General features: G+C 45.2%; 22 protein-coding genes. 5 read left to right on the plus strand and 17 right to left on the minus strand.

Translation table 11 applies throughout. The features are described 5' to 3' along the window. Positions 1 to 49: 49 nt before the first annotated feature. The 4 genes from fumC to NZ043_RS26665 form a co-directional block, all read right to left on the minus strand. Complete coding sequence (fumC, locus tag NZ043_RS26650) at positions 50 to 1438, minus strand: class II fumarate hydratase (protein WP_074095411.1); 1389 nt, start codon at positions 1436 to 1438, stop codon at positions 50 to 52. Between the two features lie 132 nt (positions 1439 to 1570). Next, positions 1571 to 2581: an aldose 1-epimerase gene (locus NZ043_RS26655; protein WP_074095412.1), complete on the minus strand. Its 1011-nt coding sequence runs from the start codon at positions 2579 to 2581 to the stop codon at positions 1571 to 1573. A 168-nt stretch (positions 2582 to 2749) separates the two neighbouring features. Next, a complete protein-coding gene (locus NZ043_RS26660) occupies positions 2750 to 3559 on the minus strand; it encodes an MBL fold metallo-hydrolase (RefSeq protein WP_339309689.1) in 810 nt (269 codons plus the stop codon). 180 nt (positions 3560 to 3739) lie between these two features. Continuing rightward, positions 3740 to 4006: a hypothetical protein gene (locus NZ043_RS26665; RefSeq protein WP_074095413.1), complete on the minus strand. Its 267-nt coding sequence runs from the start codon at positions 4004 to 4006 to the stop codon at positions 3740 to 3742. Between the two features lie 240 nt (positions 4007 to 4246). Between NZ043_RS26665 and NZ043_RS26670 the strand changes: the two genes are divergently transcribed. The 4 genes from NZ043_RS26670 (at position 4247) to NZ043_RS26685 (ending at position 8568) form a co-directional block, all read left to right on the plus strand. After that, on the plus strand, positions 4247 to 5479 hold the full coding sequence (locus tag NZ043_RS26670; protein WP_091029517.1) for an aminopeptidase: 1233 nt from the start codon (positions 4247 to 4249) through the stop codon (positions 5477 to 5479). A gap of 90 nt (positions 5480 to 5569) precedes the next feature. Further along, a complete protein-coding gene (locus NZ043_RS26675) occupies positions 5570 to 6802 on the plus strand; it encodes an aminopeptidase (protein ID WP_091029515.1) in 1233 nt (410 codons plus the stop codon). 247 nt (positions 6803 to 7049) lie between these two features. Continuing rightward, positions 7050 to 7640, plus strand: a complete 591-nt coding sequence (locus NZ043_RS26680; RefSeq protein ID WP_017688141.1) for a sigma-70 family RNA polymerase sigma factor — start codon at positions 7050 to 7052, stop codon at positions 7638 to 7640. Then, entirely contained in the window at positions 7618 to 8568 is a 951-nt protein-coding gene (locus tag NZ043_RS26685) for a hypothetical protein (protein ID WP_249912508.1), read from the plus strand. Before NZ043_RS26680 ends, NZ043_RS26685 begins: the two co-directional genes overlap by 23 nt. Positions 8569 to 8573: 5 nt before the next feature. Here the strand turns inward: NZ043_RS26685 and NZ043_RS26690 are convergent, their stop codons facing one another. Next, the gene (locus NZ043_RS26690; protein WP_339309690.1) at positions 8574 to 9086 is read right to left on the minus strand and encodes a hypothetical protein; all 513 of its coding nucleotides are present in this window, start codon (positions 9084 to 9086) and stop codon (positions 8574 to 8576) included. A 231-nt stretch (positions 9087 to 9317) separates the two neighbouring features. Here NZ043_RS26690 and NZ043_RS26695 point away from each other — a divergent pair, with 231 nt between their 5' ends. Beyond that, complete coding sequence (locus NZ043_RS26695; protein WP_339309691.1) at positions 9318 to 9962, plus strand: hypothetical protein; 645 nt, start codon at positions 9318 to 9320, stop codon at positions 9960 to 9962. A 70-nt stretch (positions 9963 to 10032) separates the two neighbouring features. On the opposite strand, the gene NZ043_RS26700 is transcribed toward NZ043_RS26695, so the two are convergent. The 12 genes from NZ043_RS26700 to NZ043_RS26755 all read right to left on the minus strand — a co-directional run bounded on the left by NZ043_RS26700 (position 10033) and on the right by NZ043_RS26755 (position 22236). Continuing rightward, positions 10033 to 11349, minus strand: a complete 1317-nt coding sequence (locus NZ043_RS26700) for a hemolysin family protein (protein WP_339309692.1) — start codon at positions 11347 to 11349, stop codon at positions 10033 to 10035. Positions 11350 to 11982: 633 nt separating this feature from the next. After that, positions 11983 to 12507 (minus strand): hypothetical protein, encoded by a 525-nt coding sequence (locus NZ043_RS26705; RefSeq protein ID WP_091029504.1) that lies wholly within the window; start codon positions 12505 to 12507, stop codon positions 11983 to 11985. Beyond that, complete coding sequence (locus NZ043_RS26710) at positions 12507 to 12920, minus strand: MerR family transcriptional regulator (RefSeq protein ID WP_091029501.1); 414 nt, start codon at positions 12918 to 12920, stop codon at positions 12507 to 12509. The genes NZ043_RS26705 and NZ043_RS26710 overlap by 1 nt, the downstream gene beginning before the upstream one ends. A 236-nt stretch (positions 12921 to 13156) precedes the next feature. After that, positions 13157 to 14731: a sigma-70 family RNA polymerase sigma factor gene (locus NZ043_RS26715; protein WP_339309693.1), complete on the minus strand. Its 1575-nt coding sequence runs from the start codon at positions 14729 to 14731 to the stop codon at positions 13157 to 13159. Between the two features lie 225 nt (positions 14732 to 14956). Next, complete coding sequence (gene gerQ / locus NZ043_RS26720) at positions 14957 to 15355, minus strand: spore coat protein GerQ (RefSeq protein ID WP_235193948.1); 399 nt, start codon at positions 15353 to 15355, stop codon at positions 14957 to 14959. A gap of 135 nt (positions 15356 to 15490) precedes the next feature. Beyond that, the gene (locus tag NZ043_RS26725; protein ID WP_074095421.1) at positions 15491 to 15913 is read right to left on the minus strand and encodes a cell wall hydrolase; all 423 of its coding nucleotides are present in this window, start codon (positions 15911 to 15913) and stop codon (positions 15491 to 15493) included. Positions 15914 to 16073: 160 nt separating this feature from the next. Next, a complete protein-coding gene (locus NZ043_RS26730) occupies positions 16074 to 17759 on the minus strand; it encodes a hypothetical protein (RefSeq protein WP_249912505.1) in 1686 nt (561 codons plus the stop codon). Between the two features lie 204 nt (positions 17760 to 17963). Continuing rightward, a complete protein-coding gene (locus tag NZ043_RS26735; protein WP_249912504.1) occupies positions 17964 to 18713 on the minus strand; it encodes a glucose 1-dehydrogenase in 750 nt (249 codons plus the stop codon). 147 nt (positions 18714 to 18860) lie between these two features. After that, positions 18861 to 19253, minus strand: coding sequence for a DUF2500 domain-containing protein (locus tag NZ043_RS26740; RefSeq protein ID WP_017688132.1), 393 nt, complete (start codon positions 19251 to 19253; stop codon positions 18861 to 18863). 352 nt (positions 19254 to 19605) lie between these two features. Further along, on the minus strand, positions 19606 to 20736 hold the full coding sequence (locus NZ043_RS26745; RefSeq protein ID WP_091029491.1) for a collagen-like protein: 1131 nt from the start codon (positions 20734 to 20736) through the stop codon (positions 19606 to 19608). Between the two features lie 318 nt (positions 20737 to 21054). Then, positions 21055 to 21648, minus strand: a complete 594-nt coding sequence (locus tag NZ043_RS26750) for a C39 family peptidase (protein WP_091029488.1) — start codon at positions 21646 to 21648, stop codon at positions 21055 to 21057. A 36-nt stretch (positions 21649 to 21684) separates the two neighbouring features. After that, positions 21685 to 22236: a GNAT family protein gene (locus NZ043_RS26755; protein ID WP_256332239.1), complete on the minus strand. Its 552-nt coding sequence runs from the start codon at positions 22234 to 22236 to the stop codon at positions 21685 to 21687. Positions 22237 to 22239 lie beyond the last annotated feature (3 nt).

The raw sequence follows: 22239 nt of genomic DNA on the forward strand, positions 1-22239 counted from the left end.
TCAGCAGGTCGTCCTCATCATTGATCTATATTACTCATTTTAGCTTATTTTAGGCCTTTGGAGCGATCATTTTGGCCGGATCGACATATTGATCAAATTGCTCTTCGGTAAGCAGACCCGTTTGTAACGTCGCCTGTTTCAAAGACAAGCCTTCTTTATGTGCAAGCTTCGCAATTTTGGCTGCATTCTCATAACCAATATGCGGATTGAGCGCTGTAACCAGCATAAGCGAGTTGTTCAGATTATGTTCAATCTGATCCAGATTAGGCTCAATGCCTACGGCACACTTGTCATTAAACGCAATAATGGAGTCCGCCAGGAGCTGCACGGATTGCAAGAAGTTATAGATGATAACCGGTTTGAATACATTCAGTTCAAAATTACCCTGACTTGCCGCGAAACCAATCGCTGCATCATTACCCATGACCTGCGTAACCACCATAGTAATGGCCTCGCTCTGAGTTGGGTTGACTTTACCCGGCATAATAGAGCTGCCTGGCTCATTCTCCGGAATACGGATCTCGCCCAATCCACTACGAGGACCACTGGCCAACCAGCGGACATCATTGGCAATTTTCATCAAATCAGCTGCAAGCGCTTTAACAGCACCGTGCGCATACACAACTTCATCATGACTTGTAAGTGCGTGGAATTTGTTTGGTGCAGATACAAAATCTTTCCCCGTATGTTTGCCAATCTCCTTGGCAGTGAAGTCCCCAAAGTCCGGATGCGCATTAATGCCCGTTCCGACAGCTGTACCGCCGATTGCAAGCTCCTTCAGATACTGTACACTTTCACGGATCATACGCTCACTCTTGCCAAGCATGGCTTCCCAACCACTGATCTCCTGACCAAGCGTAATTGGTGTTGCATCCTGGAGGTGGGTACGTCCAATCTTGATAATATCTTTGAATGCCTCCGACTTGTCTGCAAAAGTGGCTTTTAATACCGCAATGGCCGGCAAGAGTTGATCCTCAACAGCCAGAACACCTGCGACATGCAGAGCCGTTGGGAATGTATCGTTGGAACTCTGGGACATATTCACGTCATCATTCGGATGCAGACGCTCTTCCTTGCCCTTTTGCTCCAGCAGTTGGTTCCCCAAATTCGCAATCACTTCGTTCACGTTCATATTGGATTGTGTTCCGCTACCAGTCTGCCACACTACCAATGGGAAATGGTCATCAATTCGGCCTGCAATAATCTCGTCTGCTGCATAAGCAATAGCATCGGACTTAGCCGCAGATAATTTACCCAATTTATGGTTACTGGCCGCAGCACTTTTTTTCAAAATGGCAAGAGCACGGATCACTTCCATCGGCATATGTTCACTGCCAATCGGGAAATTCTCCTTGCTTCGCTGCGTCTGAGCTCCCCACAGCCTGTCGGCTGGTACTTTCATTTCGCCTAACGTATCTCTCTCAATGCGGTATTCCACTTGCTTGTCCTCCTCCAAAAAGATGGTTTGGGTCTCTACAAAGCTTGTGTATCTCGTCATATTATACATGATTTACGAGCAGGTTTTCACCTTTTTGACAAAATTGTAAGCGTAGCGCAAAATGAGCGTGAATTATTTTTGTGACGCAATTGGATACAATCGGCTGCTCTGTTCGAATAGTTCACCTGGTTCCAAACCGATCAATCCGATTTCTTCTGCCGGAATGCCTTCAACATTAGGAGCATTAACCAGGTTCATCTGTGGTTCAGGACAGAAGAATTCGCCACCCATGTTATTGTTCCAGATCATCCAGTGTTTGTACGAAGTACCCACATCGTATACCAGTTTGTCTCCAGTACGGTGATCCGTAAGTTCCATATAGTTACGTCCATTCTGCGGCTCCGCAGTGTAATGATTATCCATGGCTGCAAAGAACGGACTAACCCCGTCTTTTTTCAATTGTTCTTCCTCAGGTGTAAGCGGTTGAAATTGTCCTGTTGGCAGAGAACGCTCATTCAATTCACGACGTTGTCCAATCGTAACTTTGGCCGTGTAATCCGAGGCCTGACTGTCCGGTGCAAAAGGTACTGCAATCGCCGTGTGGAATGCAAACAAATTCGGCATATATTCAGTCCCGTTGTTGCGGACGATCAATTGCTGCTGAAGTCCTTGGCTGCTCAAAGAATAACGGAGCGTCACTGTGAACGTAAACGGCAGGTACTGATGGAATGTATGCCCTTCTTTCACGTCCTGGCTAAGCAACACATAGCTCTCCAGCTGATCAGAACCGTATCCCTCGACCTTCCACTCGGCATCATGTAAAAATCCATGCAAATGGTTACCTGTAGCCGGTTCGTTCACAGGCAACTGATAGACTTTACCATTCCACGGGAAACGTCCATCCTCATATCGGTTCGGTGGAGAAAGAATCGGAATTCCATAGACCGCAGGTGCAGCCATAAACTCATCCATCTGATCCTGATTCGGCTCTCTCAAATAACGGAAACCCTTTTCTGTATCACGGAAAGCAACGAGGTTGGCACCCACGCTTGGAATAACTGCCGCTTCAAACTGATTAAAACGAAGCCAAATGGCCGGAATCCCTCCAAATTGTTCTTCAAATGCTGCATTTTGCTGTGTCATCGTTATATGTACCTCCTGCATACTAAGGTTATATTATACGGCTCGACTATATCATGCCCGAGCGCAAAATACCAATCTATGATAGAGAACAAATTCATAATAGAAAGACAAAAAAGACAGCTGCAATACGTTACGGCTGTCTCTGCTGTCTTTCATATGATGGTTCAATTAATCCACATATTTGCCGTGATCCGGCACAGCGTTCTCTTCAAAGTCCAGATCAAGCCGCTTCAAGGATTCACTCAGCATATCTCCGCTCAAGGCATGCCCATGCCCGGTAATCGCAAGTTTCGGCTCCAGATGCCTTATATGCTGTACAGATTGATGAGCAGCCTGCCAATCGGTTGTAAAATAGGAAGGCGGGCCATGCAACTGTTTGTCCTGAAGCAACACACTCCACAGCGACTCCTGCTTCACTGTAATGATCGCGTCTCCCGCAATTAACAAACGGTCTGCTTCCCGAAACAGCGACACATGTCCAGGCGTATGACCTGGCGTGTGCACCCACTCCCATTCTGATAGACCTGGAACGGAATGATCTTTGGGTAAACTGAATATCCGATCATCCAGATTGATTGCCTCATTAGGATAAGCGAATGACAACCTGGACATTAAACCTCCACCTACAGAAGGGTCCGCTGGGGGGTAATCTTTTAATCCCGTTAAATACGGAATTTCAAGCGGATGAGCATACACTGGCACACCCCAGAATTGTTCCAGCTCAATAACCGTTCCTACATGGTCGAAGTGACCGTGTGTCAATATGATCGCAGACGGCGGACCTTGAAATCGTTCTGTTGCAACCTGAACAATATGATCTGTGAACCTCGCCATTCCGGTGTCCACGAGGACCCAGTTCCTGCTTCCTGGCTCTCCGATGAACACGACATTAACGAATAGTGTACGTAGACTGAGAATATCGGGCGCGACTTCTTCAAGTCCCGTCAACCCTTCTGTAATCAGATTGTCAGATGCCATTCACGGTTACCTCCCATTAGGCGGATTGTCTCTCTGGTTCCATTCATCTCGTAGACTTCCCTTTTCTGGATCATCTATTCAACATTTCCAATAAAATAGACGGCATACACCCTGTTTCGGGCATACACCGTCTAGTATAGTCATCGACACAACACAATAGAACAAGAACATCTCGGCCAGTTAAGCCGGAAATGCCTCCAAGGCAGCATCGAGCAATTGATTGTACAGATCGTCATCATTCTCAAGCAACTCGTCCATACGAAGTAACTCTTCTTCATCACCGGATTGCTCCGTGAAATGCAAGCTATAGTCCCAATCTTTTCCGTTCTTGCTCATGAAGGTAATCTCATATACTGACTTTTCGCCTTCTGTGCGGTAAACGGTATTTCCCACGTATCCTTTTTCACCTTCACGGCGCATTTCAGCACTTATAATTTCAATATTCACAATCATTCTCTCCTTTAATCTTTCATCTACAGCCGGTCTCCAACATTTCTGGTAAACCTAGTTTGGTAATTATTATTGGTTAATTGTACAATATATAACGTAGCAACGTATACCTTATTCAATGAAGGAACCATTCTGAGTCCTTACATAGTTGTAATGAGGATTATAATACGTGTTTGAACAACATCTATATTAGCCAACAAGCTACGATATTATTATCACATTGGAGGAAAAAATAGCATGAATACTTTTGAAACGAATCTTCAGCAATATGCTGAACTGGCTGTACAAGTCGGTGTCAATGTCCATCCTGGGCAGACACTTGTGGTTAACGCTCCAATCTCGGCAGCACATTTTGTACGACTGATTGTCAAAGCAGCTTACGGTAAAGGTGCCAAATTGGTCAAAGTAAACTGGAGTGATGAAACCGTTACACGTCTTCATTACGATCTTGCACCTGATGAAGCCTTCTCCATTGAACCGAAATGGTTTGCAGCTGAAATGACTGAACTCGTTGAAGAAGGTGCCGCTATTCTGCACGTCATCGCTGAAAATCCGGATCTGCTGAACGGTGTAGCTCAGGAACGGATTGTTACTAGCCAAAAAGTGCGCGGCAAAGCGCTCGAAAAATATCGTTCTTATCAGATGGCTGACAAATTCAGCTGGTCTATCGTGGCCGTTCCTTCTCCAGAATGGGCAGCTAAAGTGTTCCCGGATCTTCCAGAAGCACAACAAGTGGATCGCCTGTGGGACGTCATTTTCAAAACAGTACGGATCGGTGAGCAGGATGCTGTTGCCGAATGGAAAACCCATTTGCAAAACCTTGATTCCCGCGCTGATCTGCTGAACAACAAAAAATACAAGAAGCTTCACTATACAGCTCCAGGCACAGACTTGACCATTGAACTTCCAGAAGGCCATATCTGGGTATCCGGTGGAAGTGTGAATGAGCAAGGACATGTCTTTATTGCCAATATGCCTACCGAAGAAGTATTCACGGCTCCGCTGAAAACGGGTGTTAACGGTACAGTGCACAGCACGAAACCACTGAGCTACGGCGGCAACCTGATTGACGGATTCTCCCTTACATTTGAGAACGGTCGAATCGTAGATTACACCGCTGAGCAGGGACTGGATGCACTCAAAAACCTGATCGAGATGGATGAAGGTGCACACTACCTGGGTGAAGTTGCTCTCGTTCCACATCAGTCACCAATTTCGGATACGAATATTTTGTTCTACAATACACTCTTTGACGAAAATGCCTCCAACCATTTGGCGATTGGTAATGCCTATGCCTTCTGTCTGGAAGGTGGTAAAACGATGTCCAAAGAAGAGCTGATTGAACGTGGCATGAACTCCAGTCTCACTCATGTAGACTTCATGATTGGATCCGGAGAAATGAACATTCACGGCGTGACCTCCGAAGGTGCGGAAGAGCCGATCTTCCTGCAAGGAAACTGGGCATTTTAATCCCGTTTGATGTGATTTAGGAGAGAGGAGATTACTCCTCTCTTTTCCTGTGTCAACAGGTCAACAATTCAACAATTGGAGGGAACTCATATGTTAAGTTTTGAACAAAAACTGGATCGTTACGCTGAACTTGCTGTAAAAGTAGGTGCTAACGTACAACCAGGGCAAGTATTTGTTATCAGTGCGATGATTGATACCGCTGAATTCGTACGTTTGCTGGTACGCAAGGGATATGAAGCTGGCGCCAAGCAGGTGATTGTAAAATACGGAGATGAAACCGTCAATCGATTGCGGTTTGAGATGGCCCCAGAGGAATCCTTCCAAGAGCCGCCGAAATGGCATGCAGCGGAGCTTGAAGAACTAGCGGCCAATAATGCAGCCTTTCTGACCGTATTGTCATCCAGTCCAGACCTGATGAAAGGTATTGACCCTGAGCGGATCTCGACCCATCAGCGTACATTTGGCCAGGCGATGGCCAAGTACCGTCAGTATCAACAGGCGGATAAAATGAGCTGGACGGGTGTGGCTTATCCTTCCCCCGATTGGGCAGCCAAAGTATTCCCGGATCTCCCGGCAGCCGAGCAGGTTAGCCAGCTGTGGGAAGCCATTTTTGCTGCGGTGAGAGCCGATCTGGAGGACCCTGTAGCGGCTTGGGAACAGCATATTGAACGACTGGAGACCAAAGCCGTTGCCCTGAACAACAAGAAGTATCAAGCATTACATTTCCTCTCACCGGGGACGGATCTTACTGTCGAGCTTCCAGAAGGTCATATCTGGGCGCAGGCAGGTAGCGTGAATGAGCAAGGCACCCCTTTTGTCGCGAATATCCCGACAGAGGAAGTATTCACCGCTCCAGCCAAACATGGCGTGAATGGCAAAGTGTCCAGCACCAAACCGCTCAGCTATGGCGGCAGTATCATTGATCGTTTTTCACTCACATTTGAGAACGGACGTATCATTGATTTTCATGCCGAAGAAGGTCAAGATACGCTGGAAAGACTCATTTCCATGGATGAAGGATCTCATTACCTCGGCGAAGTCGCTTTGGTCCCCTTCCATTCACCGATCTCTGAGAGTGGTATCCTGTATTACACTACATTGTATGATGAGAATGCGTCGTGCCATCTTGCGATCGGCAGTTCCTATGCATTTAATATCGAAGGTGGAAAAACGATGTCTCCTGAAGAGCTTGCAGCCCGTGGCATGAACAGCAGTATCACCCATGTGGACTTCATGATGGGCTCGCCTGAGACGGACATTTACGGTATTACGGCAAACGGCGAACGTGAAGCCATCTTCCTTAAGGGAGACTGGGCTTTCTAACTGATCACGGAGAGTTATCTCCCGTAATGTATTTTCACTGAACAGTAGAAAAGGCTGTCTTGCAACCATGTATTCATGGTTGGTGAGACGGCCTTTTATTAATTTTCAGCAAACTTTCCCGCATGTTATACACACTTCCCTCATCTGGTTTTTCCCGGACCAACCTCCCATTGTATCGTTTCCATATTATGTTGTAAAATGTAATGATACCAATGTTTGTGGATTGTTCACCAGAAAGGAGAACATCATGGCCAATCGGCTCCAGTTATTACTAGCCTCAGATTTCCATAATTTAGGCTCTGCACTTCAGGAAGAAGTGTATTATGAATATTATAATATGGTACATGGTCTTATTGTTTATATCATCAAGGAGCGTGCTGCAGCAGAAGATATTATTCAGGAAGCTTTTATCAAAATCATTAAAAACAAACCTATCTTTGAAGACGAGGTCAAACTGAAAGCCTGGCTCAAGGTCGTCACACGGAACACAGCTATTAATTATCTGAGAAAAAATAAAAATAACCGTAACCAATTGGATACGGATAGTGTTTTTATAGATATGGAGACGATGAATCAGACGGCAGCTTCCGTGGAAAGCATGGTAGAAACGCAGATGATGGAAGAGTCCATTGAATATTATCTCAGACAGCTCAAACCGGAATATCGTGTACTGGTGGAGTTACGGTGGAAAAAAGGTCTCTCCTACCGAGAGATGGCCGAACTGCTGGATACCTCCGAAGACATTGTGAAGCAACGTTTGTTCAGAGCCCGTGGCAGTATCAAGAAGAAATTACATAAGGAATGGGGTGGAAGCATTGAGCAAAGGCAAGTCCGATAAAAACGTGGAGCGATTCGATTCAGAGCTGGAAGACGAATATTTCGACGCTGCGTTTGACCTGGCTTTTGATGAAGCTTTCCATCAGGCCGTCTCTGCCCCTTCCGCCTCCCATACCGAATCCATGCAGCAATCCTGGCAGAAGGTACACAGGGAAATTAACAGAATCGGTTTACGTAAAAAAAGAATACGTACCTTGCGACTTTCAGTTGTCGTAGCCGCGTCCGTGACCATCGGAGCCGTAATCTTCAGCCTGCCGTCCGGTACGCAAGCGGTATCCCCTTTTGTACAATCCATCAAGGATTGGGGCAATGGCATGAAATCCATTATCATTGAGGATCGCACGACCCATCTGGGGGCTGATCCGTCAACAGCCAAAACGCCTCCACCACCGGAAACCAGCTTAGACGACATTCTTAAAGTACAAGAAGAAGAAGCTCTTAATACACCTTCGTATGAGTTATCGAGCCACCTGCTTCGTCCAGTACTTGTTACGGAAGAGATCGCACGCGAAGGGTTCATGGGTGACTTTCTGTTATCCAATGCCATTCCCGAGCGATTCAACAAGGTCAAATTCGAACTCGTGCTTGATACTGAAAACCCTGTGAATCCAGACGATTATTATGAGTCCACACAAATGAGAGTTCAATATACCAGTGAAGGCAAGAGCATAGAGGATGAGATTATCCAGTTTGATTATGTCTATGTCATGCCTGGGGAGAAAATTGAAGGGGCCATGCTTCGTGATATGAGCACCGTAAAGCTGGCGGATGGCTCGGAAGCACTGATGTATATCGGCCCACCCTATAACTCCTTTCAGTGGATGATGGGTTCCAACAATATGAGTCTGTTTGGCACCCTTTCGGAAGAAGAAATGACTGCTATTGCCAACGACTTTCAAGAGCAGAAGTTTCCCGGCAGCACCCGTTGATAAGATCAGAATAACACGGTGCCAGAGACATGTTTGCTTGTATCCGTGGTACTTCCATCATACACTGTATGAATACTGGTAACGCGATAATAATATCCTGGCATAACGGTCCAATCCGATGTTGCATTCAGTAAGTTTGTATTCGTTGCAGTGTTGGAATTGGATTTGAAAGTTACCCATGCTGTTCCTGTCCAACGCTCAAGTCGATAATCTACGGAAAGTGTCTTCATTGCTGTATATGTCGTGGTCTTGGTATTGACGATAGCGGACAGTCCTCCCCCAGGGATGACTGCACCGACCGCCTGATAGATATGTCCACGTTCGCGAGTGTTAGCGAGCGAATGAATGGATGATTCCGGCGGCGGCGGAGCTGTAAGAGCACCAGAGGACACATTAATAACCGGGCTTGCAACGGCTGGTTCAGACGTAGGTATAGCCAGAAGCGTTGGTACCATTAACAAGGCAACAAGGGTTATTTTTAGTATAGATGCTGCACTCTTCGTTTTTGTTTTCCGCATATTGATCCATCCTCCGCTTCTATACTTGATTTTGTGTAAGGGTATAAACGGACGGATCGGGTGACAGGTTTCAAAAAAAATTAGACGCTCCGATGTTTCTGTCGGCAGCGTCTTTTGTCTTGCTTGCATCTCCAGCATGATTGAAACCTAAATTATTCCAGCCCGTATGTATTGGGTAATGGATACACGAAATCATATTAACCAACAAGATTTGCAAATGAGGTGTATAACTTGAGTAAACTTCAATCCAAATCCAAAAGGCATCGTCAAAGCTCCAATCCGAATGAACTACACATCGAAGTTTCCGTCTCGTTCAAACGTTGGCTTGTTATCTTGGTGAGCTCGCTTACCGCAGGGACCTTAATATATTTATTGGCTACAGCTCGGGAAAGCTGGATAAGCATGGGGATTGACCGCTATGTATTGCCCTTTATGATCTGGGGACTTGTACTGTCCCCCATCCTTGCTTTTCTTTTCCTCAAGCAGAGCGGCCGAACCCTTTCCCATGTCAAATTTTTACGTGTTTTCGGGATTGCTTTTTGCCTCCTGCCTCTGGTACTTCTGTTTTATGTGTTACCAGCAACACTCAGTATGGTGAATGATCACCTAACCCAATATAAGCAAAATCCGGTGTTATCCACTACTAAGGTGGGGGACTACAATTCTTACGAGGTTACTTTCGTCGATATGTACGACATCATCACCTTTAAGACACCGACAACAACCCAATCCACTCGAAAAAAGTTGAATATCCAGCATGATCTCGCTCCTGGAGAGAATGTTTATGTCACTTATAAGCGAATTTATATCAAAAATAGCTTGGTCACGGAGAACCGTTACGCTGATGTTGTCCTTCATGCACCCAAAGAATCATGAGCATGAAAAGAAGCTGTACGATGACCATTACGTCACCATACAGCTTCATTCGTTACAATTTCGATCCGGCTTACGCGCCTTCTTCTTCAACCAACAGTTCCAGCTTAATCACATTTACTCGGGAAATCCGCTTATGCTCTGTCTCTTGAATGACAAATACATAACCCCCATACTCAACCGATTGACCGACCTCAGGTGGTATGGCATCTACTCTGGAGTATAGCCAGCCCCCGATGGTATCGTAATCGGCACGATCCATATCCAGTCCAAATCGTTCACTGACTTCTTCAATCAGCATCAATCCATCAATGGAGTATTCCATCTCATCCACTTGCTCAATGGCAGGACGTTCTTGGTCGAATTCATCCTGAATCTCGCCTACGATCTCTTCCATGATATCTTCAAGTGTGACAAGCCCGGAGGTTCCGCCGTATTCATCAATCAGAATCGCAATCTGTGTCTTGCTACGCTGCATACGCTTGAGCAGATCACTGATCAGCGTGGTGTCTGGCACAGCCAGGATGGGCCGGATTACGGAGATAGTATCCGTGAGTTGGGATCGCATCAGATCCTTAATGTGAATAAAGCCGATAATATGATCCTTGTCTCCGTTATATACCGGATACCTTGTTCGCATACTTTCGCTGGCAATCTCCAGATTCTCCAGCATGGACTCATTGGCGTTCAGACAGATCATTTCCGTCCGCGGAATCATAATTTCACGGGCGGTTGTATCCGTAAAATCAAATATATTATCAACAAGTGCTAATTCAGTGTTATCAATTAAACCGCTCTTATTGCTTTCTTTCATGAGAATACGTAATTCATCTTCACTATGCGCGTCGTCCATCTCCGAAGCTGGTGCCATTCGGAACAGTCTCAACAAGCCGTTAGCCATACCGTTCAGTGCCCATATGAATGGATACATTAACTTGTAGAAGAACGTTAGCAAAGCCGCAGACCACAACGTGATCGTCTCAGACTTTCGAATCGCCATCGTTTTGGGAGCAAGTTCTCCCAGTACAATGTGCAAGATCGTAATAATCACAAATGCAATGGCAATAGAGATTCCATGAACGTAGACTGGTCCCAGTCCAAATGCGGTAAACACGGGCTCTAACAGATGTGCAATTGCCGGTTCTCCTAGCCACCCGAGTCCCAGTGAAGCCAAAGTTATACCTAGTTGGCAAGCTGACAGATATGCATCCAGATTACGTACGATATTGGAAGCGTAGATGGCATTTTTGTTGCCTGTTTCCACCAAAGCCTCAATCCGACTTCCACGAACTTTCACCATCGCAAATTCCGCCGACACAAAGAAACCATTCATTAATACAAGTAAACCAATTATTACTAAATTTAAAATACTCGGTAAGGGGTCACTCAAATTTTCATCCTATTCGCCGTCATTCTTCGGCAAATAGGTCCACCTCCTTCGAAAATGTAGGATATTAGCCATTCTGCCGTTCATATGCAATTTCAACTTCCCAATGCTTCCACCTCCACCTTGTTCTGTCGAATAACAAAGATATGCTTCTTTTATTATATAATTCTACACTACACAGTCAATCCGTGTCCTATGACAACGAAATGGCACAAACGCCTTTTTTCTTTAACAAAAGTCTCGATTACGCTGTTTTCACGGAAATAATTTTTACTAAATACGCCGTTATGCTTCTTATTTTTACACTAGTTGAATCCTCTGCAACGTGTGTATTTGTATTGATAAATGATTAAATTCCAGATCATCAGATAGTTATTCCTTTTCATTTTCTGTAATACGTGTGACTGCTCGAACTATAACATCAGGATAGTTATTCTGAATGATAATTTTGGCTTCAGCTATACTTTCAGCTCTCAATTCTCGAGTGTATATGATTCCATAAGAATCTTGGAATTCTACGGAAAATTCGATTGCCTCTCGGTCCATTTTTAATCACCTGCCCATTGTTATTGTGCTTTACAATCACATTATCAATAAGTTTACGCATTCGTAAAATACGTTGAGCGCTCTCTTCCACTAGTAGTTTATTCGATAGTCCTTTTCAAGATAAGCATATTCACTGTCTCTTGTTTGATACGTTCTTGGTCTGATAACTAATAATTCCTTATCTGAGCCAGCCTTGCTAGACGAATTAATTTCGAGTCTCATCACTCGTTCAATGACTTGATGATCGATATGCTCATCATCTACATCTTCCTCGTCTACAAAGCGAACTGTTATGTCCTGTTTTATTCCTTTCCAATTTAGATGACTACTTTGATAACATAATTCCACATTAATCAATGCCTCATCACAATCTATTCTGGACTGTGTATAAAACTCAATAAATACGTCTTTATCTTGTGACACTAATTTTATTTCACCTGTTTCTGTTTCAAAATTCCCATTCAAATTTAATCCTCGATAAAGACCATTTGGGAGGTGAATACGTAATATTGCATTTTCAAATAATTTATTGGTATAGGTGAGCTCAATCCATAAATGATTCATTCCTTCTTCTTTTTCCATCTTTTTTTTAGCCAGCCGTAAATTAAGCATCATTAAATTCCCCCCTTCAAAACCTGTGAAACAGAATCAATGACCTTCTGTTTTAATTCGGCTGAAACTCGAGGACTTAATGTAATTGAAACATCATCTGTTATTGTTAGAGTTTCGTTTTCCAAGACACGGTCTGGACTATATAAACTCATCAATTGGCCGATTTTTTCCACTTCCTCTAAAGAAAGAGAATTTAATTTTTCTTGGATGGATGCTAAGTTCTCACCAGTTCTAGATAAAGTTATAATTGCTCGAAAATAATGAATGTGTTTATCGGTGTATACTCTTTTATTTCCTACCAACTCTAACGGAGGAATCATGCCTATTTGTGTATAGTACCGAACCGTCCTCAGATTCATCTTAGTATCATCTTCTTGAAGAATTTCTGAGATACGCTTTGCAGTGTACTGATTCATAAACTCACTCCTTTACACTTTAGTTTATACCTATACAGTAAACTGTAATATGTACAGTCTACTGTATAGGTATGCATCTAGTCAAACAACTATTAAAAAAGGAAAAATCATTTTGAGAATCACAACTAATTCTTAACTAACCAAAGAGAGCACCCTCGCTCATGCTTCCGCATGGCTGGATACTCTCTTTTTGTAATACTGTTATTTTCTCAGATTCTATCCGCTAATTACGATGTCTACTCAATCTCCACTACGGTTTCAGAAGTGGGGTTCCAGCGCCATCTGGCTTGTTTCCCGGTTGGGTTATGCAATCCACCGATCCAGAATTCATCCTGCTTCAGCAGTGCCCAATCGACTTCTTCATTCAACACCTTAATTCCGAGTTCCGTTAGCGACAGGACACCGTCACGGAATTTTTCATCATGCTGCTTGAAATTAGGCAACGTGGTTGCACCGCTCATCTGAAGCAGGGCATGAGGTCCTTCTGTCATCCGCTTCAGATGTGCCCAGTATTCAAGATCACCCAGACCGAGAATATGCAGCTTGTCCCCTACCTCGCGAAATAATGGATACGGGTGCTCCACACCTGCTCTAATGGTCTCTAGTGTTGTCTGCTCAATGAGCCCCAGACCGTTCGATACAGATGGCAGACGGGACAAATGTGCCTTAAAGGCAGCTTTTGCAAAGGGTAGCGCAGAAGTGTCTGCCTGCAAGTAATCCAGATGATGCCGGAAATCAGTCGACGTATAGGCTTCCCAGAACTGTGCACCGGCTTGTAACTCGTTTTTCTCAATCACATGCCAACTTCCTGACAGCCGTTCAATCTGTGTGGAGGTAAGCTGTCCCAGTCCTCTAAAGTGCTCAATCTCTGGATACGAGTCAATACAGAGCAGATTCAGTTTCGTATTCTGGAGTGCTTGTCCTTTGAAATAATGTAACAGATACGATAACATCGTCTGATCATAGAGATCGTATTCGAACCATAAGACAATTTCCTTGTATTGTTGAAACGAATGCAACTTGCGTTCAAGCTCCTCAATCTTCAAGTATTCCGCCTGTGGAATGCCCAACTGCTGCTCTAACACGGATGCCCGATTCTGCCGCTCCTGCGTATCTCCCATCTCTTTGGCTACCGGGCCGAACGTATACAACTCTCTCCATACCAGGATGTCTCCCTGAATTCCACTCTCTCTTAAACGATTGGCAGCGTGATCCCCATTCATAATGTGTAACAATCCTTTTCCCCCTTCATACAAGTCACTGAATACAGAGACCAGATCCCTTACAGGCATAGAACGCTTGAGTTTGGATCGGGCATCGAACAGCCTTTTCTTTAATGCAGGTACCTTGACCCCGAGGAAATCCGATATTTCCTTGAGCGAGTATCCTTCCAAATAAAACAGTTCAACAGCAATCCGCATCGATGATGGCAGTATTGCAATGGAATCACGAAGCGTACGATGCATTTCATTTTGCACCGCTTGTTTTTCCGGATTATGCGCCTGATCCTCTTCATGGAATACATGCTCCAGCTCCTGAACTGGAATCATGGTATGCTGCTTGCGTCTTAGCCAGCGATAACACTGCCTCTCCACGATCACCTTGAACCACCCGGGAAAAGCCTCAGGAGCTTCCAGCTTGGACAGATTGCCAAAGGCTTCAGTAAACGCCTCCTGCACGACATCTTCTGCCCAAAATGTATCCCCCAGTCGGTGGTAGGCAACAGCAAGTGCCATCCCGCGATATTGAGACATCAGTTGTGCGTAAGCTTCGGGTTCGCCCTTCATCGCTCCTTCAATCCATGAATTCAATGCTATGGACTCCCTTCATATAAGCATGCTGCTTGTTCTATTCATGTATAAGTGCCATGTTATCGCCAAAAGGTTACGTATGACTCTAAACCTATAGTAACCTTCGTATATATGTTTATGTAAAAAGCTGTCCTGTCTGCGGATTACCTCCACATTCAGGACAGCGAAGTAAATCAGTATGTGTTAGACATGTCAGTTATCAATCAAAATGATGAGGGCCAATGATTATCTGCTTGGAGCTTGCGGGTAATTGCCTACCACTCCTGGATATTGATACAACAACGGCTCATCAAATGTAGCATAGTCAAAGTTGACCATCAACAGCATGATCCGTCTTCCTGTCTTCGGGTCACTGATGATAATATGGTCACGTCCCGCTGCTTCAATAATACCTTGGAATATGCGAGCGTTCCATTCTTTATTGCCTTCATATGTCATGTAGAACGTACCGAATTTACCAAGATTCAGACGTAAAATATTCTCAATGTATGACTGCTCAAACTGTGGAGCCGTTGTTGTAATCACTGCACCCGTTGGTGTCATTGGGCTTCCACTGGATACGAGTGGGGGTACACTTGTCGAGCTTGGTGATACCATCCCTGGCGTTGGTGACATGGCAGGCATTCCGTTACCAATTTTGTAAGACGTACCTTGAACCTGAGAATTGGCTTGTTGACCCAACACAGAATTGGCTTGCTGACCCAGTGTTTGAGTCGTTGGTTGATAAGGCTGATTAATCATAGTGATTCCTCCCAAAATTTAATATACTTCCGGACAGTCATCGCCTGTCGGACTGAAGAAACAATGCGCTTTGAAACGTCCTGTATTTTGCTGGTCATACCATGTTGGTGGGCAGTCGCCCACAGGTCGGAAAAACCACAATGAATTGCTCGCTGGCCAGATGCGCTCTCCATTGATCACCCGTTGTGCGAGACGAATCTCGGACTGTCTTGCCCGTTGGTAAAAGTACCCCTTCTGTGTTGACTCGTAGCCTCCTGGATTCTGGAATACCATACGATTGATATCGCGAATATCCTTGAAGTCCAGACAATCCACCAGCACCCGGTTCACACCTACATTGCCCACAAGCAACATACCCTGTTCGCCGTCACCTTCAGCCTCTGCCCTCATGAGCCTAGCCAGCAGCTTGACGTCCTCTGAGTTGGCTTTAATAACAGCCATAGTCTGTTTCCTCCCTTGTTTCAGCTGTTCATCACCGTACATCGTATTGTGCAGGAGCCCATTCGGTGACACGATTCCATCTTTTTTCCATAAAAAAAAGCCCGGAACCTCACCCAAGGTGAAGTCCCGAAGCAACTCGTTTCTTATAATACTCGCCTGTTTAAGGCTTGGCTTCAATCCAATAATCGTAAGCATGAACAATGTTGCCTTGGTAAGCCTGATGTTCGGCCAGCAGATCCGGAAGCTTGGCAAGCTGAAGTTCCATCTCCGCTGCCCCTTTTTCATAAAAAGAAATATGAGGACCTTCGTGGTTCTGCTTCATTTCTACCGAAATCATTAACCTTTTTTCCAAACGATCCGCGATCTCCATCTCCTGGCTCACAACAGCAGCAATCCCATTGGAACCTTCGGCGTTGTTACGGAAAGCCATCAGCGACACATGATCGAGTGTACGGATCATAAATTCAGCCACAGATGTATCCTTTCCTGGCAACGCGAAGCTATCCAGCCATACAGCAAGGTCTGCGCTTGTTTCGAGATCACTGTCCTTCTTCGTTTCTTCCTGGAAAAATGTAATGTTGGCAGCCCATTCGATCAACAGGGTGTCCCGACTATTCTCCCACTCTGGCAAAGTGTACGGCTCAATATCCAGATGGATGCCTTCAAATCGTTCATCCGGCTCGGATTCAGCATTATAGTTTTTCACATAATCAATCAATCGCTTAATGCGTGGACGATTCTCCTTTTTGCCCCAGATGGGGTGTCCACCCATCGCATGGATCTCAATGCCCTGCGCTTTTGCCCGTTTCACAAAACTGCGGTAACTGGAATAGGGTTGATCCAGGTCCAAACGGACATACAACCAGTTAATATTCTGCTCTCTAGCAAACGCTAGTATGTGCTCTCCCCCGTCATTTGTCACCTGAGAGGCCTCCCAGATATACGTTCCCCGAATCTCTGGTTGATTGGATGGAATCTCCGGTGATGGCAGTTCTGATGGCTCCAGTTGTCCCCAGTATACGATGTCATGTACAGCAGAACCTGCGTAGGAACTATGTTCGCTGAATGCGGAGGCAACTTCTTCAATAACGCTTTCCAGTTGTGCTGCACCTTTACCGGCAAATGTCGTGAACTCCTCGCCAGGCATTGGCTTGGTGTTCAACCCAACCGTAACGCTCACATTGCTAGTATCGGCCCAGTTCATTTCCTGTTCAATTAAACGTATAATACCATTGTTCCCTTGCGCGTTATCACGGTAAGCGAGTAAAGTGACATGCTCCACTCGTTCAATGAACCAACGTGACAATGGTTCGTTATCTGCATCCTCAGAAACTCTATTTCCTGTGACGGTGTAGGAATCCAGCCAAAATGGCAGGTCAATATTCACTGCAACTGCGCCATCCTGTCTCACTTGCTCAAATAACAGATTCATATTGGCTACCCAGGATTGTACCAGTGGCTTAGCATCTTCTTTCCAGGCTGGTAAAACATAGGGCTTGATATCCAGATGTATGGCATCAAATTGCTCGTTGGTCTCAGCAGCTTGATTGTAATCACTTACCCACGAGGCTAATCTGAGCATGGGACCTTCACGGCCACTGATTGCCCAGGATGGATCGCCTCCCAAAGCTTCAACCGCAATACCCGCACGGCTGGCTTTGGCTATGAACGTCTGGTATACCTCCTTGGGCATCGTCATGTCTACATTCACGTACAGTCTGTTTATCTTATGTTTAGCTGCATTGGCCAACAGCTCATCTCCGTTGCTAACAGACTGTGCCTGCCATACCCAGGCCGCCCGTATATCTGCGCCGTCAGCTTCAGCAGGTGACTCATTCCCTATCATTATCATCCCTCCGATCAGCAGTAACAGCCAAAATACCTTCCGGGATTGTTTCCCGAACATATACTCCCTCCATTCCTCTACTGTTGTAAAATCACATTTATTATAGCAACCGAGTTATTAAAAACAAATAAGCCCAAGTGCTTAACTTGGGCTTATTGCTCTTAAGTTGGGATAGCTTAGGGCTCGCCCGGCTCAATCCCGGTTCTAGTCCTCATATATCATTTTTCGGGTCATGCCTCCATCAATAACGAGGTTGGTCCCTGTGACAAAGGTATTGCTTGGATCAGATAAATATAGACAAGCACGGGAGATATCCGAAGGAACACCCACACGACCGGAGGGATGCTGTTCATGATCCTCCTTTTTCAATTTCTGCGCGTCACCTGTCTCAATCCATCCCGGACTGATACAATTGACCCGAATTTGGTCCTTGCCCAGTGAGACCGCCAGCGCATGCGTTAGAGCTACAATCGCTCCTTTGGATGCGGCATAAGCTTCGGTATCCGGCTCAGACATCAGCGCACGGGTAGAAGCCATGTTTATAATGGCACCTCCATGTTCATTGCTTTTCATATGTTTGGCTGCTTCCCGACTCGCCAAAAAACAACTTCTCACATTGGTATTGAGTACATCGTCCCATTCTTCCAGCGTTAGCTCATAGGGTGACTTCCACTTGGCGAGTCCTGCATTATTCACCAGAACATCGATTTGCTTGAATTCTTCCACGGTTGTACGAAAAAGATTCGTAATATCCTGCTCGCTCCGAACATCACATTGAACAAAGATGGCTTCTCCGCCTTCATTACGAATAGAAGCTGCGGCTGCCGCCCCCTCCGCTTCCTTGTAGTCAGCAAGTACAACTTTGGCCCCAGCGACCGCATAAGCCTCAGCCACACTCCGTCCGATTCCCTGAGCGGCACCAGTTACAACAACAACCTGATCTGTAAATGACATATTCATTGCCTCCTCTATGGTAATGATCCTTTGATCATAATTTCATTATGCCTCTTCTTATATAAATACACGTCAGGGCCATTAAGAAACGCTTGTCCAGTAAATAATCAAAAAAAGCTCACGCCATCTTGGCGCAAGCTGCTCAGTTTAACCACGTAGGCGTTCAGAATATACGCGATTATATCGCTCGAAGCCTACATAACGTGTTCCTTTGAACGAGAGCCGTCCTTCATCCCCCTCAGCGCACAAACCATACTCTTCGCCATTGACTTTGAATTCAAGCCGATCTCCACTTTCTACTTCAAAGGTGACGTAGTATAACGTTCGTGCTGTACTGCCCGGTTCAGATTGCGACTGACTCATCTTCATCCGTCTGCTGGTGATTCGTGAAGGCACGGTCAATAGCGGCTCCGAGTTGTTGCGTCCCCACCTCCATACCTCCTTTCCCATCGACAGAAGGACTATACCTATAATCAGAACAAATACAACCGGAAAGACGGTTCCAAACAAATCAAACATCCAGGATGATTCAATGCCCATGTCTCTCCCTCCGTTCATACAACTTAGGACAGCCGGAGTCTTGACCCGTCTCCTGTAATGTATATGCGGACGAACACGGAACTTGTTAATCCGATTAAATATTTGAGCAATAAAATCAAAGAATGAGTGAATAAATATGTTGCGCTTCATTGAATGACTCTCGTCCGCTACCGAAACATTGCCGATATTATTTCTAGTCATCATATATAACCAAGCTATGTACAACATCAGCTCCAACTGAGATAACAGCCTTGAGTAAAGCACTGCTATCTCAGTTCAAGCAAACCAATGTTACCATTGTGGATGCATATTTAATAAAGCAAAGGACAATTAGCCTAGGTTAATAACGTACTCATGCTAATTGTGTGATCACAAGATGTGCGGATACAGGTCTAGTTCCGCCCGCAAGTGGCGTGATTGTTAATGCTGTAGCATTACCAGCCGGGTTCCGCACGGTCAGAATAGAATTAATCACGGTTGTCTGCACCAAAGCCATACCAACAATCTGAGACGTTCCCGTTGCTCGCCCAACTACAGTAGGAGCCAAATCTGCCCCATTGAGAGTTAAGATTAGTTGACCTGCTTCATTGATGCTCACCTGGAATAAAATCTGATACGTACCAATGGCTGCTAGATTGAATGCACTAGGCCCCGTGCGGGCGATAGTTGTTCCACTTGTTGGCCCATCCTGAGGAAAGCTTACATCTGTACCGGGAGCAACCGTTGCTGCATTATCAGGTGGCATCAGTGCGAAAAAGTCAGCGAATCCCAGTACGCTTCCGGCTACTCCTGTTGCACCTGTAGATCCTGTTGCCCCAGCGGGACCCGCTACTCCCGTTGCACCTGTCGGACCTACTGCTCCAGCAGGACCCACGGCTCCTGTTGCACCAGCTGGGCCTGCCGGGCCTACTGCTCCAGCGGGGCCTACAGCTCCTACTGCTCCTGCAGGACCTACAGCTCCTGCTGCACCGGCTGGGCCTGCCGGGCCTACAGCTCCTGCAGCTCCTGTCGCACCCGTCGGCCCAACAGCTCCGGGAAAACCTTGAGGTCCAATCGCTCCGGCAGGTCCGGGATTACCCTGCGGACCTTGTGGTCCTACAGCCCCTGCTTCTCCCGGAATCCCCTGTGCTCCCACGGGGCCAGCAGGTCCCACCGGACCTTGAGCGCCTACCGCTCCAGCAGGACCTGGCTGTCCCTGAGGTCCTTGTGGTCCAGGTGGCCCTCCTGCTGGTCCTTGAGCTCCAGGTGGCCCTTCTACCCCTTGTTTACCTGGAATACCTTGTAAGCCTTGTACGCCTTGTATACCTTGTGGTCCTGTTGGGCCAACAACAGTAGGGTTAGATATGTTCACTTCTGGAGGCGGACATTTTACTTGAACGAATTTTTTAACCACTTTCAGTCGGCGGTCTTTTCTTTTAACTTTACATGGATGTAATGTTGCCTTTTTTCTCTTCATACGTTTCTTCACTTCTGAATAACTCACAGTGTGGACACCTCCCTATAGACATAGTTTAACGTACGTATGCAGATGAATAGATGCGTGGACGAACAACCAATTTAATTAAAAAACTCCGCTGATTATCAGGTAAAACAATAAAATCGGTAGCAACTGCCTATATGTTTAATCTATTTTGTTTATAACCATCGATTAAAGTGAACTGGTTTACGTGAGGAGATTGGTTCACCAAAAAACTCATGCCATTTGGGCATGAGTTTCATGATTTAACCACACAGACGTTCCGAATAATACCGATTAGTTCGTTCAAAGCCAATATATCCTGTCCCTTGAAAGAGGGCCGTCTTACATCTGCGTCGGGTGTACAACGATATATGAGTTTTGACAAAAGGGCAACCATGACCTCCATAACGTGTTGAGTTCACTTATGCTGATTTTTCGATTGTAATATTCTTCATCACAATTGATCTTGTGTTCTAACGATTCTGCCAAGTAAAAATGCGTTTCATCATAACCAACGACGGGAACAAAATGCAAATAACGTTGTTTGGGATGTACTCTAATAAATAATATAACAGGCACCCCTTGGCTGATCTGTTTCTTCAACGTATTCACATTTCCACGTAAGTACATTGCCTGATATCCTAGCTTCCTGAAAAAAACAACGACCGCTTTGGGATATACTGTCCCATCCAGTAATTTGCGAGGATAGGTTTCATAAATCTTTGTTCCGTTGGACTCCAAACCGAAATGTCTCAAGACAAAAGCACTGGAAAATGCAGCGCATTCGTAGTTTTTCTGAATATCCAACCGATTTGAAGATTGAATGTAATATGTACTTGGCATATTGACTGTGTACATGCGATCTTTCTTAGGAAAACTGAAATAAAGGGAGATCACCCAGAGGATAATCAACCAAAGTAATACATTGAGAAACAATACGTGACCTCCTTCGTCTCATCAAGATGATATACTCTACCTTTTAAGTAGCCATTCACTAGACAACAAACTATACGTCACTATATTCTCGTAATGATCGTAAACCCATTGAGCTTCTCTGGATGTGCCCTCATTTGAAAATCCGATTTTCTCAGGTATAGCCCTGCTTTTAAAGTTGTTTTCTGCACATTGAATAATGACACGATTTAACTTCAACTCGTTAAAGAGATATTTAAGCAATTGTTCTATTGATTTGGTAATGATTCCTTTGCTCTGTGCTGACTCAGCTAAAAAATATCCAATGCTCGTTGCTCTATTGTTCCAATCAATATAATGCAATCCTAACATCCCAACCAATTGTTCATTGAACCATATTCCGGAATCAAAACCGTTCCTCTCTTCATAATTATGTGTCCATACATCTATTACAGAATCTAAATCGCTGGGCGATTGTCGTTTATCAACCCAGAGTAACCACGCTCTCAAGTACTTTCTATTCTCATCAATTAACGCATACAACTCATCTCTATCTCGAGATTGGATCAGCTTTAATACAATAGATTCATTCACTTGAAAAGGCAGCATCATGTT

This window comes from Paenibacillus sp. FSL k6-2145 (assembly GCF_037976585.1).
GTDB lineage: Bacteria > Bacillota > Bacilli > Paenibacillales > Paenibacillaceae > Paenibacillus.

Excerpts from the sequence above, each read along its gene's own strand:
- NZ043_RS26655 (WP_074095412.1), bottom strand. The coding sequence starts at position 2,581 with ATGACACAGCAAAATGCAGCATTTGAAGAACAATTTGGAGGGATTCCG.
- NZ043_RS26660 (WP_339309689.1), bottom strand. The coding sequence starts at position 3,559 with ATGGCATCTGACAATCTGATTACAGAAGGGTTGACGGGACTTGAAGAA.
- NZ043_RS26670 (WP_091029517.1), top strand. The coding sequence starts at position 4,247 with ATGAATACTTTTGAAACGAATCTTCAGCAATATGCTGAACTGGCTGTA.
- NZ043_RS26675 (WP_091029515.1), top strand. The coding sequence starts at position 5,570 with ATGTTAAGTTTTGAACAAAAACTGGATCGTTACGCTGAACTTGCTGTA.
- NZ043_RS26680 (WP_017688141.1), top strand. The coding sequence starts at position 7,050 with ATGGCCAATCGGCTCCAGTTATTACTAGCCTCAGATTTCCATAATTTA.
- NZ043_RS26690 (WP_339309690.1), bottom strand. The coding sequence starts at position 9,086 with ATGCGGAAAACAAAAACGAAGAGTGCAGCATCTATACTAAAAATAACC.
- NZ043_RS26705 (WP_091029504.1), bottom strand. The coding sequence starts at position 12,507 with ATGATGCTTAATTTACGGCTGGCTAAAAAAAAGATGGAAAAAGAAGAA.
- NZ043_RS26710 (WP_091029501.1), bottom strand. The coding sequence starts at position 12,920 with ATGAATCAGTACACTGCAAAGCGTATCTCAGAAATTCTTCAAGAAGAT.
- gerQ (WP_235193948.1), bottom strand. The coding sequence starts at position 15,355 with ATGCCTGCCATGTCACCAACGCCAGGGATGGTATCACCAAGCTCGACA.
- NZ043_RS26725 (WP_074095421.1), bottom strand. The coding sequence starts at position 15,913 with ATGGCTGTTATTAAAGCCAACTCAGAGGACGTCAAGCTGCTGGCTAGG.
- NZ043_RS26730 (WP_249912505.1), bottom strand. The coding sequence starts at position 17,759 with ATGATAGGGAATGAGTCACCTGCTGAAGCTGACGGCGCAGATATACGG.
- NZ043_RS26735 (WP_249912504.1), bottom strand. The coding sequence starts at position 18,713 with ATGTCATTTACAGATCAGGTTGTTGTTGTAACTGGTGCCGCTCAGGGA.
- NZ043_RS26740 (WP_017688132.1), bottom strand. The coding sequence starts at position 19,253 with ATGGGCATTGAATCATCCTGGATGTTTGATTTGTTTGGAACCGTCTTT.
- NZ043_RS26755 (WP_256332239.1), bottom strand. The coding sequence starts at position 22,236 with ATGATGCTGCCTTTTCAAGTGAATGAATCTATTGTATTAAAGCTGATC.